The organism is Maribacter sp. UH1, assembly GCF_056839145.1.
Genome location: NZ_CM166387.1, coordinates 3,700,155 through 3,718,733, shown reverse-complemented (window position 1 = coordinate 3,718,733; position 18,579 = coordinate 3,700,155). Strand labels below are relative to the sequence as shown.

The window sequence follows — 18,579 nt, the reverse complement described above, 5'->3', positions numbered from 1 at the left end:
CCAAATAACAAAGCTTCAACCTAAATCTCAATATCAGTGAATTTAGTTGAAGCTTTTACATTAAAAATACCAAATTTTCAAAATTACTTTACATATTTAATTTACTGTAAAATAATAATTAGATTTACTTTATCACATGTGCTCATCGCATATATAGCAATCTTCCCGTATTACGATATTTTCACTTAATTCTTTTGAGGTAAAATTAATTCATAAATAAAAACGGTATAAAATTTTCAAAAAAACAACCGTAAAATATTTTACTTTACTGATATACATAAGAATACACATTCAAAACCATTCATTTCATATTACCAATAATTAGGTAACTATAATTCTTCTTACAAATTTCAGCACTTAAAATGTTGAAGTTGTGCATTTCAACGATCTTTTTAAATTATTCTGGTATTTGATAGACCAAAAAGATACTTTCGTCGTAAATAAGTCGCAATTTGTCGTTAATGTTCTCTTCCCCAAGTTTAACAGACAACAACTTATATTCATATTATATAGCACATTATAAACTGAAATCTTTAACTATTTAATTATCAATAACTCCACTAAACATTAATTATGAAATTAAAAATTACTCTTTTATTACTATTACAAGCATTTTGCTTTAATCAGGTCTACGCACAATGTAGTGGTGCAGATTTTGAGGAAGAAAATGGAATTGCTATTTTAGAATTGGATTCAAAAACTTCAGGAAGTTGGCGAAAAGAATCAACGTCTGGTTCGTCTGGAGGTTCAGCATTGACTTATAGAGGAAGTAATTACTTCAACTCACCTGGAAATTCAACAATTACATATCAAGTAAGAATAAACTCTTCTGGTACTTATAGATTTATTTGGCGTAACAGAATTAGCGTTATAGCTAGTAGCAATGCCAGTACAGAACATAACGATTCTTGGTTAAAAATCAATGCTTCTAATTTTTATGGGCAAAGCGGCAGTAGCAGAATTTATCCTGGAGGATCAGGAAGAACTCCTACTCCAGAAGGTGCAAGCTCAGGAGGATGGTTTAAAGTATATACCAATACTATCGACTGGAGTTACAGTACTAAAACCAGTGACAATGATGCACATGCAGTTTATGCAACATTTAATAGTGCCGGTGTTTACTCCATTCAAGTTTCTGCAAGATCGAATGGCCATACCATTGATAGAATGGTACTTTACAAAGAAGGTAGTTATTCTGCAGCTCAAGCTGAAAGTTTATCTAGAGCAGAGACTAAATGTTCTGGTGGTACGACTACACCTACCCCAACTCCTACAACAAATGAAGCACCTACTGTAAATATTACTAGCCCAAGTAATGGTCAAACTATTACAAGTGGTAGTTCAGTTACGGTACAATTATCTTCAAGTGATCCAGATGGTAACATTACTAGTCATGAACTTTCTGTAAATAACAGCTTAGTTGATACGGACGGTGTAAACTACAGTCCTTACACATTGACTAATATTCAACCAGGTAGTTATGTTATTTCAGCAAAAGTAACAGATAGCAATGGCGCTTCTGACACTAGTACAGTAAATATAACGGTTACTGGTGGTGGTACAACTAACCCAGAGCCAGAACCTGAACCAACTCCACCAGCATCAAACACTGCTCCAACGGTAGATATTTCAAACCTAAATGATGGTCAGACTATCTCAGCTGGATCTAATGTTTCTGTTGCAATTAATTCAAATGACACCGATGGTAGTATCGTAAAGCACCAAGTATATGTTAATGATGTATTGGTAGATACTGATGGTACAAACTATACACCCCACATTATAGAAGATATTAGTTCTGGTAATTATTCCATTAGAGCTACCGTAACTGATAACTCAGGCGAGACAACTTCAGATACTGTTGTTATTACTGTGAATGATGATGATGAACCAACTACAAATCCGACACCTCCTACATCAAGTTCTGATCCTGCAGTAAGCATTACCAATCTTACTAATGGTCAAAGTTTCAATGCCGGCTCTGATGTATCAGTCAATTTAACTGCTTCTGATGCCGATGGTAGTGTTGTTAAGTATCAAATTTTCGTAAATGATGTTTTAGTTGACACAGATGGCGCAAATTACACTCCTCATATTATAAGCAGCATTAGTAATGGAAATTATGAAATAAAAGCTACTGTTACAGATAATGATAACAATACAAATTCTGCCGTAGTCAATATTGCAGTAGGACCTGCTACAACTCCTACTCCACCAACAAGTGGTAATCAAGCACCGACAGTTCAAATAACTTCATTAAGCGAAGGACAGGTTATATCTGTAGGAGAAGAAGTTTTAGTTGATGTAATTGCTAATGATAGTGATGGTGATGTTATTAAGTATCAGGTCTATATTGATGGAGATTTAGTTGATACTGATGGAGAAGTATATACTTCTCATCCTTTTCAAGAATCTACATCAGGAAATTACCAAGTTCAGGTAGTCGTTACTGATAATGATGGTGCTACAGGTTCTGATATAATAAATGTTTCAGTTGGATCTGGTGGATCTACTCCAACAACACCAACTACACCTTCACTAACATTAAATCTAATTGATGCGATATCTAATGCTAATATTGGTACTTTGTCAAATGGATTAGCTTTAAGCTCATCAAATACACAAAATGTAAATGTTAGAGCAAATGTTCCTTCTGAAGCGCAAAGTGTACTATTAGTACTTTCAGGAGCGCAGAGTGAAACAAGATATGAAAATGTTGCACCATATGCTTTATTTGGAGATGTAGATGGTGACTACAATGCTGCTAACCTTTCTAATGGCTCTTACACTTTAAAAGTGTCCGCATATTCAGGTACTAATGGAAGTGGGTCTCTTGTTGCTACAGAAACAATAAACTTTAGTGTTGGTTCAATTACAAATAAAACTGCATATGCTTTTCCTAACCCTGTTCAAACAGATGGTAAAGTATCAGTTCATCTACCAAAAGGTAATGGTGGTAATTACGAATACACCGTTTCTAATGCGATGGGAATTCAGTTAGAAAAAGGTACATTTAAAGCTGGAGAATCTGAGACAGATATTGATCTTGAATTATCTAATATAGGAAGACAAACGAAGGGTGTCTACTATTTAAGTATTTCAAAAGGTGGTTCTAATCAAATCATCCCACTTTTAAGACAGTAGTTGATAAAGTAACTAATATAAAAGTCGGCTTCTATTTTCAGTTGCCGACTTTTTTTATTTAATAAATTACAGAGAAATTAATTTTACCTTCAGATAATAACAGCAATATATACTAAGTCCAAAATAGTTCTAAACAAATTAATATATTGTATTTTAAGAAACCCTAAAAAGGTGATAAATTTAGAACAGAAGTATTTTATTAGATATGAATTCTCTTACAGAAAATATCAATGAAATAGCTATTTTTACAGTACTAGAAGTTTAAGAATTATTATATGAACTTAATTACATTTATTAAGTTTATATAGCAACTAACTATTCTTCATGGAAGTCTACATATAAGACAGATTTATAAAGAAAAAGTATTCTTCAAACTTAAAGCAAAATGAAAAAAGGGTTGATTCTATTATTTATAGTAATTATAATTCAATCATGCGGAGTTGATTTAGATGTATTAGAATATGCGGATACAGAGCCAATAGATGATGGAATAGATATTTTGTTAATCTATCCGGAAAACGAATCTGTAATTAATGAAGGTACAAATGTATCCGGAACCGAAAGCAGATTAGTTTTTAAATGGTCAAATAAAAATGATGATAATTTTAGTCCTTATAGCTTGCAACTTATTAACTTAAATAGCAATGACACTATTATTTATGAGAGCTTAGAATCTGAATCTGCAATAACTCTGCAAAGAGATGTTGAATATTCTTGGTTTGTAACAGGTATAGCAGATAGTAAAAGTAATACCTGGTCATTTTATAACAATGGACCTGAAATTGATTCCAATGCACCTGTTCCAGCAATAGCTATCTCCCCTGTTAGTGGTGCTTCGATATCTCAAACAAGTACCACAGTAAACCTAATCTGGCAATCTGAAGACCCTAACAATGATATTACAGCATATGATTTATATTTTGGGGAAATAGAAGATCCCGATATTTATGAGAACGATATTACCACTTCCAGATATAATGACATACCTGTTGAAGCTGGCAAAATCTATTATTGGAAAATTGTAACCAAAGACAGTGTAGGCAATAAGTCCACCTCAGAAGTCTTTACTTTTAGTGTAGGTTAAAATTGTAATTTATAACTTATAGAAAAGGACTGTAGTAAAAATTTACATAAACAAAAAGCCCGATAAATGTCTAAAACACATATCGGGCTTTTCTTATATCTTAATCTGTTAAAATTCTTGTATAACAAACTCAGATCGTCTGTTTACTGCATGCTTTTCTTCTGGACAATATGTATTGTCATCACAATCATTTAATAACATAGATTCCCCATATGCCTCTGTCATTAATTTATCTTCAGAAATACCTTTGGAAATTAGGTAAGCTTTAGTTTTATCAACTCTTCGTTGAGATAACCAATCGTTATATTTAGAAGTTCCTCGAGAATCTGTATGAGAAGTAATCTTTAATGTTAATGCTGGAATTTCCTCTAGAACTAGAGCTAAAGAATCCAAAACTATTTTTGATGACGGATTAACGTAAGATGAATTTAACGCAAAGTAAACATTTCCTAAATTTTCTATCTTAGATTTGATTTCTGCTTTTCGTCTATTCATAGCATCTACTTTTGCTTTTTCAGCAGCAGCTAATGCATCAACCTCTTGTTGCTTCTTAAGTCTTTCTGCCAATAAGGCTTCGTCCTTCAAACGATTTACTTCATTAATAGAATCTGTTTGGCGTTGCTTTTCTTTTTCAATTGCCGCTAATAATTCTAACTTCTCTTCACCTCGTTTAGAAAGACCTTTTTCAATTCCGAATTGATAAACAACTCCAGCGGCATGTTGTATATGATTAGTAGCCCCTTCTCCCTGGCTCATAGCCCATTTTCCCGTAGAATTGAAGTCTAACCCCCATCTGTCTGAAAACCATGTTCTAAAACCTACAACTGCATTATATGTTCCCCTACCTTTATTATTAGCATCAGTATAACCAGCTCCGATACCAACATAAGGATCAAACCAACCTGTTTCTCCTATAATTTTATTTAAATCATACGTTATTCTACCATCTAATCCATAATAATTGATATTTTCAGTTATAAAGACTCCATCAATATTATTACCTTCTTTATATTGATTGTAGGTTCCTATAGCCTCTAAACCTAGACCACTCTTGAAATACCTACCAATACTTACTCTAGATGGAAATGGAACGATATTCCACTCTTCCCCTACGTTAAAGATACCATCAAAAACATTACCTGAATCATCTACAGCATTTAAGCCAACACCGAAAATCCAAGAACTCTGCACAATACTATCTTTTGCAGTAATCTGAAGTTCATCTTGGGCATAACCGACAGATGAAAACATGAGGAGTAATAAAAAACTAAAAAAAGTAGTAGTTTTCATAATTATAAATTTGGGGTTACAAAATGTAAAATTAGTTGTTGATGAGAAGGTTAACAAATAATTACCATGTACAGTAATTAAAATCGTTTGGTAGTCGAATGTAGAATTATTATCGACTAATTACTTCATAATTTTTAGAGTTTTTGTACTTAAAGGCAACTTATACACGCTGAAAGGACTTACAATAAAATTATTTTCTTCTTTAGAAGCTGTAGTTTTAAGCTTATGAATTTGCAAATTATCAACCTTCTCATTCAATTTTAAATTAGCATAATTGGAAGCTGTACTGTCCCCACACCAAATTAGTATCATTTCGCTATTAAAATCTATTGAAGGCGGAGTCAATCCTGGTTTTCTTGTTCGATTTATCTTGCCATAAAAGGCATTTAAATCTTTTTGATTTTTTATTAAAATATACTCTTCTTGTTCAAAGCCGCTATAATTTTCATTTAAGATAAGTTCCATACCTATTTCATTAGATTCTTGCAAATTACTTTGAGCAGTACTTTTACAAGAATTCAATTGAATTATTGCCAATAAAATTAAACAAATAGAATATTTAAACATTTTTGAATCTTCCGTTATAAGCCCTTTCATATACCTCCTCATAAAGAGGTACTACTTTTTGAATATCAAAACGTTGTGCTTCTTTTAAGGCATTAAGTTTAAATCGTTCCAAAACACTATCATTCTTTAAAATGGTGATTGCCTTAGCTGCCATATCGCTTATATCACCTACATCACTTAAAAATCCGCTAACGCCTTCTGTATTCACTTCTGGTATACCACCTGCATTACTAGAAATAACAGGAACTTTATTAATCATGGCTTCTAGAGCAGCAAGACCAAAACTTTCGGATTGAGACGGTAAGAGAAATAAATCTGAAAAGCATAAAATCTTATCTATCTCATTACTATTACCTAAGAATATAACTTTATCCGCTATACCTAATTCTTCACACAAACGTTCAGCACCTGCCTTTTCAGGACCTTCACCTACCATAATTAGTTTTGAAGGAATCTCTAACTGTATTTTACTAAATATTTTAATAACGTCTGGTATACGCTTTACTTTTCTAAAATTACTAATATGAGTAACAATACGTTCATCTTCAGTTGCCATGTTAGATCTTTGACAATCCGTAAAAGATGTACTATATTTTTTAGCATCTATAAAGTTAGGGATAACTTCTATATCACCCTGTATATCAAAAGTATCTAAAGTTCCTTGTTTTAAACTTGTTGAAACTGAAGTAACTACATCCGACTGATTTATGCTAAAGGTAACCGCAGGCTTATAAAATGGATGTTTACCTACTAAAGTAATATCCGTACCATGCAATGTTGTAATCATAGGTACGTATATACCTTCTTCTTCTAACATCTTCTTAGCCATATACCCAGCGTACGCATGAGGTATAGCATAATGCACATGTAAAAGATCTATTTTATGAAGTTTAATAGTATCGACCAACTTACTGGATAATGCAAGTTCATAAGGTTGATAATGAAAGAGTGGATATTCTGGCACATGAACTTCATGAAAAAATATCTTATTACTCAACAACTCTAAACGCACAGGCTGCTTATAAGTAATAAAATGAATCTCATGACCTCTATTTGCCAATGCAATTCCTAATTCCGTTGCTACAACACCACTACCACCAAAGGTAGGGTAACATACTATTGCTATTTTCATTACAACAAAATTACCTTTTTTAATTCAGAATTGAATCGTAAATGGCTTGTTGAATTCTTGTTCTTAACCCAGATTTAACTAAAAGTGTGTTAGATGCGGAAGGATATGTTCTATTAGATAAAAATACGTAGACTATTTCTTCTTCTGGATCAGCCCAAGTATACGTGCCAGTAAAACCACTGTGCCCAAAACTTTTTCTAGAAACACAACCACATGTAGGACCACTGTGTTGCAACTGTGGCTTATCAAAACCTACTCCCCTACGCACATTGTTATCACAGAAATAACAAGTATTGAATTTTTTAACTGTCCTAGAATCGAAAAACTTAGTCCCGCCATAATACCCATCTTGTAGATACATCTGCATAATCTTGGCAATGTCATTAGAGTTACTAAAGAGACCGGCATGACCACCCACGCCTGCTTGCATTGCAGCACCCATATCATGAACGTAACCCTGTACTCTACCATACCTATAATAGTTATCTTCCTCAGAAGGAACAATCTTATTCTTGTCAAACTTCTCTAAAGGATTATATGAGGTATGATTTGCTCCTATTCTACTGTAAAGAAAATTAGATGTTAATCCGTCTAACCTTTGACCGTAACTTTCTTCGACTACCTTTTTCATTACATAATATGGTACGTCGCTATAACGGTATCTGTTAGACTTTAAATCTTGTCTACCTATTCTATTGTAAATTGAATCTTTATATGCATCCGCTAAATATAGATTGTCATAAACTTTTGTTGAAAAACCAGGCAATGGTTTATTTCTATAAAATTCACCTGATGGTTTTTTATTTTCGTCTAACGTATTTATGTAAAACGGAATCCAAGCTGGTAAGCGACCATAATGAGAAAGTGCCTTTAAAACGGTAACATTTTTAATTTCAGTGTTAGAATAATTTGGCACCAACTCTTCAAAAGTATTGTTCAAACCTATTCTACCTTCCTCTTCCATCTTCATTACCATTGGCAAAGTGGCCAATATCTTGGTTAAAGAAGCAAGATCATAAATGTAATCGTTGGTTATTTTTTCTTTACTATCATAGGTAGGTTTCCCAAAACTTTTCTGATAAATTACTTTTCCTTTTCTAGCAACTAAAACTTGAGCACCAGGAAACATTAAACTATCTAAACCATGGCTCATTAATTCATCTATTTCTCTAAGTCCTTTTGAGCTCATACCAACACGCTCTGGTATACTATATCCCAATCTACTTAATGATTTTACCTGAACGCCTGTATGTACAGGAAATTCTGGATGTGCAGAAACAGGTATTTTACCTGTAGCACTAACAGCTCCAAATAATACTTCTGCAGTTTTCTCTTGTGCAATAGCACTATTTTGATAAGACATGACTACGCCATCAATCATATCATATGATTTAACATCCAATAAAGCATATGGCTTAGCAAATACACAAAGTATAAGGTTAGAGGTACGTTCACTTCCTATTGCTTGCAACCAGTTTAGTTCTTTAGTTGAAAACTTATAGGACTTCCACGGACTTTCATTACTCTTATGATGACCAACAATAACTAAATTAAAATCTTTTAACTTAGCCTTTAAGGTATTGATATCATTTACCTCTACTACTGTAACATCGGCATAATTCTTTAATCCTTTTATGAAAGCCTCGTTATCAGAATCGCCCATTTTAACATAAGCGATTTTCTTATTGTCAAGATTTTTAATAGACAGTATATCTAACTTATTCTTTACAACCGTAATTGCATTCTCAATAGCTTGCTCGTAAATAATATCATCTTCTAAGCTATTTAAATCTTCGTATAAATTATTTAAAGCAATAGGTCTGTACTTATTTAAGCCTGCCTTATATTTTGCCATTAAAATCTTTTTGACAGAATAAGCCAATCGCTCTTCAGACAACTTACCCTTATCATAAGCCTTTGCTAATTTTTCTTTTGCGCTAACAATATTTTCAGGCATTAACAACATATCGTTACCTGCCATAAAAGCATCTAGTTCTACGCTACCATCTTTACCTTTCGTAGACACCCCTTTCATATTCAGTGCATCGGTAAATATCAATCCTTCGTAACCTAATTCTTCTTTTAGAATACCTGATATAATTTGTTCGGATAATGAAGAAGGCATTCCTTTTTTCATCTCAAGCGCAGGCACTTCTAAGTGAGCAACCATAATACTACTTAAACCAGAACTAATTAATTTTTTAAAAGGATAAAGTTCTAGGCTGTCCAATCGTTTTCTCGAGAACGGTATAACCGGCAAATTGTGATGCGAATCTACCTCTGTATCTCCATGCCCAGGAAAGTGTTTTCCATTTGCCAATACTCCTGCACTCTCCATTCCGCGTGTAAAAGCTATTCCCTTTGCAACTACATTATCCCTATCCTCTCCAAAAGAACGATTACCTATAATTGGATTTTTTGGATTTGTATTGATATCTAAATCAGGCGCAAAATTTATATGAACACCTAATCGTTTTGCATGCTTACCTATTTGGTAGCCTACTTTTTCAACAATAGAATTATCTTGAATTGCACCCAAGGTCATATTCCACGGGAAAGCATAAGTAGAATCTAAACGCATAGATAGTCCCCATTCCGCATCCATACCAATAAGTAGTGGAACTTTTGAGGCTTCTTGATAATCATTGGTAAGTTTAGCCTGACGTACAGGACCACCTTTAGAAAAAATTACTCCGCCTAAATGCTCTTTTACTATTAAGTTCTTAATTAAATCTGTTGCCTGCTTACTTTGATTGGAAGCAACGCTTACCATAAATAGCTGACCTAACTTTTGGTCCAAACTCATTTGATTGTACTGAGCATCTACCCATCTCTGCTGATTGGTGCTATCCTTAGTTACTAAAGGATTTTGAGCTAATATACTGGAACAGCAAAACAACCCACAAATAAGAATAAAAATATAGCGCATAAAAAAATATGTACTGAGATAACTATTATGGATTGAAATTATTGCATTTCATCGATAAAACCCAATAAATTCTGATACTTAAGAAGAAATTATGTTAAAGGAAACGAGCATGCCAACTCTCAGAAGCAGGTACTTCCCAGTGTTCCAAATACTCTCCCTTATTGGCAACCAGATTGTTAAATACAATCGTGTTTTTTGAAATGGCTTTTTGCTTTGCCATAGCCTTAAAATCAATTAAGCTTTTGTAAGCTACAAACTCTCCTTGTTTATAAGATACATTCATTTTATCCAGCAACAGAACATCATATTTCTTTTCTAATGCCTGTATAAAATGTACCGATGCATCTATAGAACAACCGGTAGCACCTTGGTTAGTTTGATCAAGGGCAATGACTATAAATCTTCTGTACTTAATTTCATAACCTGCATTTAAATCATTGCCATGCGCAGTCCATGATGTTAAAAAAGTATCTAAGTCCGTTCCAATTTCTGCAATTTCCTTTTCAGAAAACGATCGATTACATTGGTATATCCAAACTCTTGAAGTATCTGGTAATGTGTTAAATTCTACTAGCAAATTTCGCTTCTTTAAATTATAAATCTTCTGCAGCTGCAATCATTTCAGCGATATCCATTACTGCAACATCATCTTCCTTTTCCTTATTCTTCACACCATCGGTCATCATAGTATTACAAAAAGGACAACCTGCCGCTATAATTTCCGGTTTAGTCTCTAAGGCTTGCTCCGTACGTTCAATGTTCACATCTTTATCACCTTTTTCCGGTTCCTTGAACATTTGTGCACCACCTGCACCGCAACAAAGACCTCTTTGCTTACAGCTCTTCATTTCAATAAGCTCGGCATCCAACTTTCTAATTAAATCCCTTGGTGCTTCATACACTCCATTTGCCCTACCTAAATAGCAAGGATCATGAAAAGTGATACGCTTACCTTTAAAACTACCGCCCTCCATGGAAATTCTACCTTCGGACAGCAAATCCTTTAAAAACTGAGTGTGGTGCACTACTTCATAGCTACCACCTAAGCCAGGATATTCATTTTTAATAGTATTGAAACAATGCGGACATGCTGTTACTATTTTTTTTATTTCATAAGCGTTCAGCACCTCTATATTAGTAACTGCTTGCATCTGAAACAAAAACTCATTACCAGCACGTTTTGCAGGATCACCGGTACAACTTTCTTCTGTACCAAGTACCGCAAAAGAAACATTCGCCTTATTTAAAATCTTTACGAAGGCTTTCGTTATTTTCTTTGCTCTATCATCAAAACTACCAGCACAACCTACCCAAAACAAAACTTCAGGTACAGTTCCCGACGCAAAAAACTCTGCCATTGTAGGCACTTTTAATTCACTTGCCATATCTATCTTTAAGATTCTTTACTCCAATTTAAACGGTCCATTTGGTTAAATGGCCAAGGTGCTCCATTATTCTCAATATTACCCATCATATTATTCAAATCTGTTGGAGCCGCAGATTGTTCCATTACCAAATACTGTCTCATATCCATAATTATGGAAAGAGGGTCAATACTAATTGGGCAGGCTTGAACACAGGCATTACAAGATGTACATGCCCATAATTCTTCTGGGGTAATATAATCATTCAACAATTGTTTACCGTCATCTTTAAACTCGCCTTTATTAGCATCGATATTCTTACCAACTTCTTCTAGACGGTCACGAGTATCCATCATAATTTTACGAGGAGATAATTTTTTTCCTGTCTGATTTGCCGGGCATTCGCTAGTGCAACGACCACATTCCGTACAGGTATAAGCATTTAGTAATTGTACCCAACTCAAATCTTGCACGTCTGATGCACCAAACTTATCTGGAACAGCAGCATCTTCTGCAGGTTCAGCATAAGGATCAGCATCTGGGTCCATCATCATTTTAACTTCATCAGTAACTGATTGCAAGTTTTTGAATTGTCCCTTTGGTGTCAACTTCCCATAATACGTATTTGGGAATGCAAGTAAAATATGTAAGTGCTTTGAGTAGTAAAGATAATTTAGGAAAAATAAAATTCCAGCAATATGCAGCCACCAAGCTGTACGCTCTAATAATACCAAACTAGAAATTGACATACCTTCAAACATAGGAGCAATCATACTACTAATAGGAAATGCTCCAGCAGTTACATAGTGATCAGCACCCATTTGTTGCAACTGATAATCTGCACCGTTCATTGTTAAGAAAAGAACCATCAAGACCAATTCAATGTAAAGAATCAGATTACCATCTTTCTTTGGCCAACCTTCCATTTCAGGTTTAAAAAATCGTTTTAATTTAATAACGTTTCTTCTAATCCAGAAAATAACTACTGCAACGATAACCAATAGTGCAAGTACTTCAAAAGAACCAATTAAGAAATCATATACAGGACCTAAAACAGCAAACATTCTATGTGTACCAAAAATACCATCTAAAATAATTTCTAGTACTTCAATATTGATAATCACAAAACCAACATAAACAATGATATGTAATGCACCTGCAATAGGCCTCACTACCATTTTTGATTGCCCTAGGGCAATCATTGCCATGTTTTTCCAACGTTGCGGTTTATCATCGGTCAACGATTCTTCTTTTCCCAAGAAAATATTTCTTTTCAACTTAGAAACATTCCTTACAAAAAAACCAATACCTGCTATAAGCAGTATTACAAAAATTACATTAGGGAGATATTGCATATAATTAAGTCTTCTTTACTCGATAATCTATGTTTAAATGCCCCGACACTTTGGTCGAAATATTAACTTTGTTTTCAATTTAATGCCTTGCGGAATTCCTCAAAGGATTTTTAATTCTCAATAGCATTGGTTGCTGGATCATTTTCTGGCAACTCGTAGTCTTTCTGTTTTTTACCAAACACAGAAACATTTACATACCTTTTTGGGTTCAAACGAAAATCCTGCAGCAGAAGATCTAGTTCACGTGATGCATTATTTAAGTTATTGTATAGTTCCTTATCATTCATAAGTAAACCAAGTGAACCATCACCATTTTCTATTTTTGCAGTTACTTGATCCAAACTAGCCATTGTAGATTCTAAACTAGCTAAAGTTCTTCCTAGTCCGGCAGAATTTAAAGAATCTGAAAGTTTTGCGAAATTAGCTGTCAACTGTTCAAAATTTTCGAAAGAGTTATTTAGCTTATCCTTATTTGTATCTAAAACGGAGTTAAGCTGAGTTGCACTACCGTTAAGGCTAGTAATTAATGTATTTAAGCCACCAATAACTTCTTTTAATTCTTTTTTAGTCTTTTCATCTAAAACTGAATTAACATTAACCAAAACGGAGTCTGCTCCAGAAATAGCAGATTCAACCTTACGAACTAAAGGATTTAACTTCTGCTGTGCCAAATCTGTTATCCCCGGTCTTGTTTCTGTACGTAATGTATCACCAGATTGCGCTAAAGCCTCATCAAAAACAGGTTTAATCTGTAATCCCTTACCACCAATAATACCGGTATCATAAAGTTCAACAGTACTATTTTTAGAAAACTTAAATTCATTGCCAACAGTAAAAGTTACCAATAAATTTCCTCTCTCATCTAAAAATTTGATGTCATTGACCTTACCAACACTGAATCCGTTAATAGAAACAGTGGTACCGGATTGTAAGCCACCAACATTAGGGTATACGGCAAAAAACGTTTTACTATTGTCAAAAATAGGAGTCGACTTTAAATAGCTGAACCCCATGATGAACAGCAATATGCCACCAATAACGATAATTCCTGTTTTTAATTCTCTAGATAGTTTCAAACAAATATGTTTTTAGTCCTCTCAAAATTATGAATAAATTTTGCAACTTATGGCCTTAAATTAGAAACCTCATCAATAGCGTCTTGAATTGGAATTCTTTCACCTAATTTATAAGCAACAATATAAGCAGTTGCATATCCTTTTTCCTGGGCTTGAGTCTGCATCATTTTAGCTTCTCTATATGACCTTGTTTCACCATACATATAACGATATAAGTTTTTATATGGCTCTTGAGATAGATTAGATAATCCTTTAAAGTTGCTAGAATTAAGTGCTACATTTTTACTACTTGCCATTAATTGAATTTTAAAGACAATAGAATTTGCAACTTCTTTTTCATTGATTGCTTCCTTAACCTTAACGACAGGCGCATCCGCCACTTCTTTTACTTCTTCAACTTTTGGTGGCGTTTTAACTTCTATTGGTTTCTCTACTTCGGCAACTACTTCTTTTACAGGCTCAACAACAGCCTCTTTGACCGGATCCACAACAACCTCTTTCTTATCCTCAACCTTTTCAACAATTTCTTTGGTAATTGGTGGGGCTGTAGGTTTAGTTACTACGGTTTCAACATTCTCTATAGTTGGCTGAACTCCTTCTTTATAATGCAAAATTGCTTTGGCTATAGCATCCCCCATTTCATTTTGCCCTTTTGTAGAGTTTAAATAAGCACCTTCATCTTTATTTGTCAAAAAACCTGTCTCTACTAAAACACTTGGCATAAATGTTTGATGTAAAACAATAAACCCTGCCTGTTTTACTTTTCTATCCGTTCTTTTAAGTTGATTAGAAAAATTTTCCTGAATCATTGAAGCTAATGCAACACTTTGATCTAAAAATTCTTCTTGCATTATTGTAAGCCCGATAACCGATTCTGGAGAATTAATATCGTAATCAGCATATCTATTCTCGTAATTATCCTCTAAATAAATTACCGAGTTTTCTTTCTTGGCAATCTCAAAATTTTGCTTGTTGGCATGAAGTCCTAATACAAAGGTTCCTGCCCCATGAGCATCAGAAGTATGAGAATCACAATGTACTGACACAAATAAATCGGCATTTGCTTTATTTGCCACTTCCCCCCTAACATATAAATCAATAAACGTATCATCTTTACGAGTGTAAATAACCTTTATATCTTTATTCTTGGAAAGAATTTCACCTACTTTTAAAACAATGTTCAGGGCTATTTTCTTTTCTAAATAACCATTACCCAAGTTTCCGGGATCATGCCCACCGTGCCCGGCATCAAGTACAACTATAAATGGATCATCTGATATATTTTCCTTGTCAGACACTGTAAAAGACAGAAGTAATAACGCTGTGGTTAAAACTAAAGAAATGCTAAAGAATTTTATTTTCATATGTGTTAGGGATTTTATCGCCCTTATAATGGTTAAATTTATTGTAAGACCCTACATACGGATTAAAAAATATATGTAAGTTTGACATCTTAAATAACGGCTCATTGGACCGCCAAACCTTTACAAAAATAGGATATATAGCCTTGCAATCAAACAAACAATACTTACTTTTCCTATTCATGGTTTTTGCCAGTGCTTTTTATGCCACCGGTCAAGAAGGTAAAATTACGACTCTTAATATCAAAGCAGATAGAGATTCAATAATTGCGCCATTGTTCCCACCAACAGCGATTAGGGACTCTATAACCAACGATTCTTTAGTTGCAGATTCATTAAACCAAAAGCCTCCCTTACTTTTAGATAAGATAAAATACAAGGCAAAAGATTACGTAAAGTTAAGTCAAAAAGAAAATAAAATTTATCTGTATAACGAAGCAGAAATCTATTATCAAGATACCGAACTTAAGGCAGGTATCATCATTATGGATTATATTAAAAATGAAGTCTACGCCGGTAGAATGGTAGATTCCCTAGGCAACTATACGCAACTACCTTACTTTAAACAAGGTGAAAACATTGTAATACCAGATTCTATACGTTTTAATTTTGATACACAAAAAGCGCTCATCTGGAATTCTAGAACGGAACAGCAGGCAGCTGCTGGATCACTTGGTAGCGATGCTATGAAGGTATATGCTGAAATCACAAAAAAAGAAAATGATTCCGTATACTTTTTAAGCGAAGGAAAACTAACCACGTCAACAGACACTATAAATCCTGATTATTATATTAGAGTACGGAAGGCAAAGTTTGTTCCTAAAAAGAAGGTTATTGCCGGTTTTAGTAATCTTTATATTGCTGATGTACCAACTCCTATAGCCATGCCTTTTGCATATTTTCCACTTTCTCAAGGCAGATCAGCAGGTATTTTAATGCCCTCTTTTGGTAACGACCCAGATACTGGATACTTTCTTCAAGATATGGGTTATTATGTACCATTAGGCGATTATGCAGATGTTACACTCTCTGGAGATTTTTACACGAATGGTAGTTATGCTTTTAGAACAGCTTCCATTTACACCAAACGCTATAAATACCGGGGGAATGTCAATTTAAGGTTTGAAAATATTGTCAATAGCCAAAAGGGGTTCAGTGACTATAGTTTATCTCGTAATTATAATATTCAATTTTCTCATTCACAAGACACAAAAGCTAGTCCTAATTCTAGATTTTCAGCATCCGTAAACTTAGGTAGTAGCGATTATTATCAAAATTCGCTGCAACAGCGTAATTTACCCAATACGCAAAATAATACTTTATCATCATCAATATCTTATTCTAAAACTTTTCCTAATTACCCGTCTGTTAATATGAGTTTGACAGCTACACATTCACAACTTACAACTTCGGCAACAGATGATGACGATGACGACGATGATAATATAAATATGACCTTACCTACTTTTCAAGCAAGTGTTGAGCGTATTTACCCTTTTGTGAAAAAGGATGGTATAAAAAAGGGAATTATCGATAATATCAATTTTCAATACAGTGTCAATGCCCAAAATAGATTGACCACAAACGACGAAGATTTTTTTACGGCAAAAATGTTTGATAATGCCCGTGTAGGTGCAAGCCACAGTATTCCCGTTGCAACCAACTTCAAAGTAGCTAAATTTTTCAGTGTAAGTATGGGCGCTAGCTACGAAGATGTTTGGTCTTTAGAAACCTACAACAGAAGTTATGATAATGATCTAGAAGAAGTGGTTATAGATACCGTTAGCGGTTTTGACCGTTACAACACATACAACTTCAATGCAAGTATAGGTACTACTCTATACGGTACTTTTGATTTTGGAGAAGACAAAAGAATTCAAGCCATAAGACATACCATGAGACCTTCTTTAAGTTACGGTTACGCTCCTTCATTTGAACAGTTTTATGATGAGTATCTTGGTGAAGACGGCGTTGAAGTGCAATACAGTCGTTTTACAGGAACTCTTAATGGCGCACCTTCCTTAGGAAAATCTAACAGTTTAAGCTTTTCTTTAGCAAATACCTTAGAAGCAAAAGTCAGGGATAAGGATTCTACCAAAATTGAACCTAAGAAAATATCGCTATTAAGCAATTTCAACATTTCTACAGGTTATAATTTTGAATCTGATTCTCTACGTCTTAATCCCTTAAGCATTAACGGCGGGACAAATATCCTAGATAATAAAATGTCTATTAACTTCTCTGCCGGTTTAGACCCTTATGCCATTGACAATAACGGAACAAGAATAAACACCTTTAATATTGATAACGGCGGTAGCCTTTTTAGATTAACCAGAGCGAATGCGAACGTATCATACTCCATCAGTAGTGAAATGTTCGGTAAAAAAGATGATAAAGAAAGAGACGAAGAAGAAGAGCTAGACCCTTTTGATTATGTTGCACAAAGTGGCGGTAGAGAAGATGATCTATTTGGTCGTGCCGATGACTTCAACTCAAACCCTGTTAGAAAGGACGATAAAAATTCTGACGTTGAGAACCCAATATTTGGCACAAAAATACCCTGGAACTTTAGACTGGCCTACTCAGCAAACTACAGTAATTCTGCACGGCAAAATGAATTTAGCAGTCACTCGTTAATGTTTTCAGGTGACATAGAGCTTGCACCACGTTGGTCTGTAGGTGGCTCTTCTGGTTACGATTTTAAAAATCAAGGTTTCACCCTAACTCAATTACGTTTTCAAAGAGACTTAAAGAGTTTTACCATGCGCTTTAACTGGACTCCTTTCGGTACTTATAAGAGATGGTACTTCTTTATAGGTATAGATTCATCTATACTTAAGGATCTTAAATGGGAAAACAGAAGCCAGAACTAACACCTAAATTCTAAAAAAAATGAAGAAAATAATAAACACAGAGAACGCTCCAGCACCTATAGGACCTTACAATCAAGCAACATTGAGTAACGGTACTTTATACATTTCAGGTCAAATTCCTTTGAATCCTAAAAGTGGAGAATTAGTTTCTGGAGATATCAAGCTAGAGACTAAACAGTCTATGGAAAATTTAAAGGCCATTTTAACCGAAGCTGAAATGACCTTTGAAAATGTTGTTAAATCGTCTATTTTTCTTAGTGACATGAATCAGTTCACTGAAGTCAACGAAGTATATGCTTCATATTTTAATGCAGAAACTGCACCGGCAAGAGAAACGGTAGAAGTTGCAAATTTACCAAAGTTTGTAAATGTTGAAATTTCTATGATTGCCGTAAAATAAAAAT

Annotated in this window: 13 protein-coding genes; 4 read left to right on the top strand and 9 right to left on the bottom strand. The window is 34.2% G+C overall.

The genetic code is table 11. The features are described from left to right. Positions 1 to 573: 573 nt before the first annotated feature. Positions 574 to 3,144 (top strand): Ig-like domain-containing protein, encoded by a 2,571-nt coding sequence (locus UH1x_RS16080; RefSeq protein ID WP_482622967.1) that lies wholly within the window; start codon positions 574 to 576, stop codon positions 3,142 to 3,144. A gap of 385 nt (positions 3,145 to 3,529) precedes the next feature. Continuing rightward, positions 3,530 to 4,228 (top strand): hypothetical protein, encoded by a 699-nt coding sequence (locus UH1x_RS16075; protein WP_482622965.1) that lies wholly within the window; start codon positions 3,530 to 3,532, stop codon positions 4,226 to 4,228. A gap of 108 nt (positions 4,229 to 4,336) precedes the next feature. On the opposite strand, the gene UH1x_RS16070 is transcribed toward UH1x_RS16075, so the two are convergent. The 9 genes from UH1x_RS16070 to UH1x_RS16030 all read right to left on the bottom strand — a co-directional run bounded on the left by UH1x_RS16070 (position 4,337) and on the right by UH1x_RS16030 (position 15,305). Continuing rightward, positions 4,337 to 5,518, bottom strand: coding sequence for an OmpA family protein (locus tag UH1x_RS16070; RefSeq protein WP_482622963.1), 1,182 nt, complete (start codon positions 5,516 to 5,518; stop codon positions 4,337 to 4,339). Positions 5,519 to 5,638: 120 nt separating this feature from the next. Next, positions 5,639 to 6,085, bottom strand: a complete 447-nt coding sequence (locus UH1x_RS16065; protein ID WP_482622961.1) for a hypothetical protein — start codon at positions 6,083 to 6,085, stop codon at positions 5,639 to 5,641. Further along, the gene (gene bshA, locus UH1x_RS16060; protein ID WP_482622959.1) at positions 6,078 to 7,217 is read right to left on the bottom strand and encodes an N-acetyl-alpha-D-glucosaminyl L-malate synthase BshA; all 1,140 of its coding nucleotides are present in this window, start codon (positions 7,215 to 7,217) and stop codon (positions 6,078 to 6,080) included. Before bshA ends, UH1x_RS16065 begins: the two co-directional genes overlap by 8 nt. A 19-nt stretch (positions 7,218 to 7,236) precedes the next feature. After that, positions 7,237 to 10,146, bottom strand: a complete 2,910-nt coding sequence (locus tag UH1x_RS16055; RefSeq protein WP_482622958.1) for a serine hydrolase domain-containing protein — start codon at positions 10,144 to 10,146, stop codon at positions 7,237 to 7,239. Positions 10,147 to 10,240: 94 nt separating this feature from the next. Beyond that, positions 10,241 to 10,723, bottom strand: a complete 483-nt coding sequence (locus UH1x_RS16050; RefSeq protein ID WP_482622956.1) for an ABC transporter ATPase — start codon at positions 10,721 to 10,723, stop codon at positions 10,241 to 10,243. A 16-nt stretch (positions 10,724 to 10,739) separates the two neighbouring features. After that, complete coding sequence (locus UH1x_RS16045) at positions 10,740 to 11,531, bottom strand: (Fe-S)-binding protein (RefSeq protein ID WP_482622954.1); 792 nt, start codon at positions 11,529 to 11,531, stop codon at positions 10,740 to 10,742. A gap of 8 nt (positions 11,532 to 11,539) precedes the next feature. Then, the gene (locus tag UH1x_RS16040) at positions 11,540 to 12,865 is read right to left on the bottom strand and encodes a 4Fe-4S dicluster domain-containing protein (RefSeq protein ID WP_482622952.1); all 1,326 of its coding nucleotides are present in this window, start codon (positions 12,863 to 12,865) and stop codon (positions 11,540 to 11,542) included. A 110-nt stretch (positions 12,866 to 12,975) separates the two neighbouring features. Beyond that, positions 12,976 to 13,941, bottom strand: a complete 966-nt coding sequence (locus tag UH1x_RS16035; protein WP_482622951.1) for an MlaD family protein — start codon at positions 13,939 to 13,941, stop codon at positions 12,976 to 12,978. A 47-nt stretch (positions 13,942 to 13,988) separates the two neighbouring features. Further along, positions 13,989 to 15,305, bottom strand: coding sequence for an N-acetylmuramoyl-L-alanine amidase family protein (locus UH1x_RS16030; RefSeq protein ID WP_482622949.1), 1,317 nt, complete (start codon positions 15,303 to 15,305; stop codon positions 13,989 to 13,991). Positions 15,306 to 15,484: 179 nt separating this feature from the next. Here UH1x_RS16030 and UH1x_RS16025 point away from each other — a divergent pair, with 179 nt between their 5' ends. Together UH1x_RS16025 and UH1x_RS16020 are read left to right on the top strand one after the other, a co-directional pair. Next, complete coding sequence (locus UH1x_RS16025; RefSeq protein WP_482626515.1) at positions 15,485 to 18,175, top strand: putative LPS assembly protein LptD; 2,691 nt, start codon at positions 15,485 to 15,487, stop codon at positions 18,173 to 18,175. 19 nt (positions 18,176 to 18,194) lie between these two features. After that, complete coding sequence (locus tag UH1x_RS16020; protein ID WP_036153499.1) at positions 18,195 to 18,575, top strand: RidA family protein; 381 nt, start codon at positions 18,195 to 18,197, stop codon at positions 18,573 to 18,575. Positions 18,576 to 18,579 lie beyond the last annotated feature (4 nt).

Excerpts from the sequence above, each read along its gene's own strand:
- UH1x_RS16080 (WP_482622967.1), top strand. The coding sequence starts at position 574 with ATGAAATTAAAAATTACTCTTTTATTACTATTACAAGCATTTTGCTTT.
- UH1x_RS16075 (WP_482622965.1), top strand. The coding sequence starts at position 3,530 with ATGAAAAAAGGGTTGATTCTATTATTTATAGTAATTATAATTCAATCA.
- UH1x_RS16070 (WP_482622963.1), bottom strand. The coding sequence starts at position 5,518 with ATGAAAACTACTACTTTTTTTAGTTTTTTATTACTCCTCATGTTTTCA.
- UH1x_RS16065 (WP_482622961.1), bottom strand. The coding sequence starts at position 6,085 with ATGTTTAAATATTCTATTTGTTTAATTTTATTGGCAATAATTCAATTG.
- bshA (WP_482622959.1), bottom strand. The coding sequence starts at position 7,217 with ATGAAAATAGCAATAGTATGTTACCCTACCTTTGGTGGTAGTGGTGTT.
- UH1x_RS16055 (WP_482622958.1), bottom strand. The coding sequence starts at position 10,146 with ATGCGCTATATTTTTATTCTTATTTGTGGGTTGTTTTGCTGTTCCAGT.
- UH1x_RS16045 (WP_482622954.1), bottom strand. The coding sequence starts at position 11,531 with ATGGCAAGTGAATTAAAAGTGCCTACAATGGCAGAGTTTTTTGCGTCG.
- UH1x_RS16040 (WP_482622952.1), bottom strand. The coding sequence starts at position 12,865 with ATGCAATATCTCCCTAATGTAATTTTTGTAATACTGCTTATAGCAGGT.
- UH1x_RS16030 (WP_482622949.1), bottom strand. The coding sequence starts at position 15,305 with ATGAAAATAAAATTCTTTAGCATTTCTTTAGTTTTAACCACAGCGTTA.
- UH1x_RS16025 (WP_482626515.1), top strand. The coding sequence starts at position 15,485 with ATGGTTTTTGCCAGTGCTTTTTATGCCACCGGTCAAGAAGGTAAAATT.
- UH1x_RS16020 (WP_036153499.1), top strand. The coding sequence starts at position 18,195 with ATGAAGAAAATAATAAACACAGAGAACGCTCCAGCACCTATAGGACCT.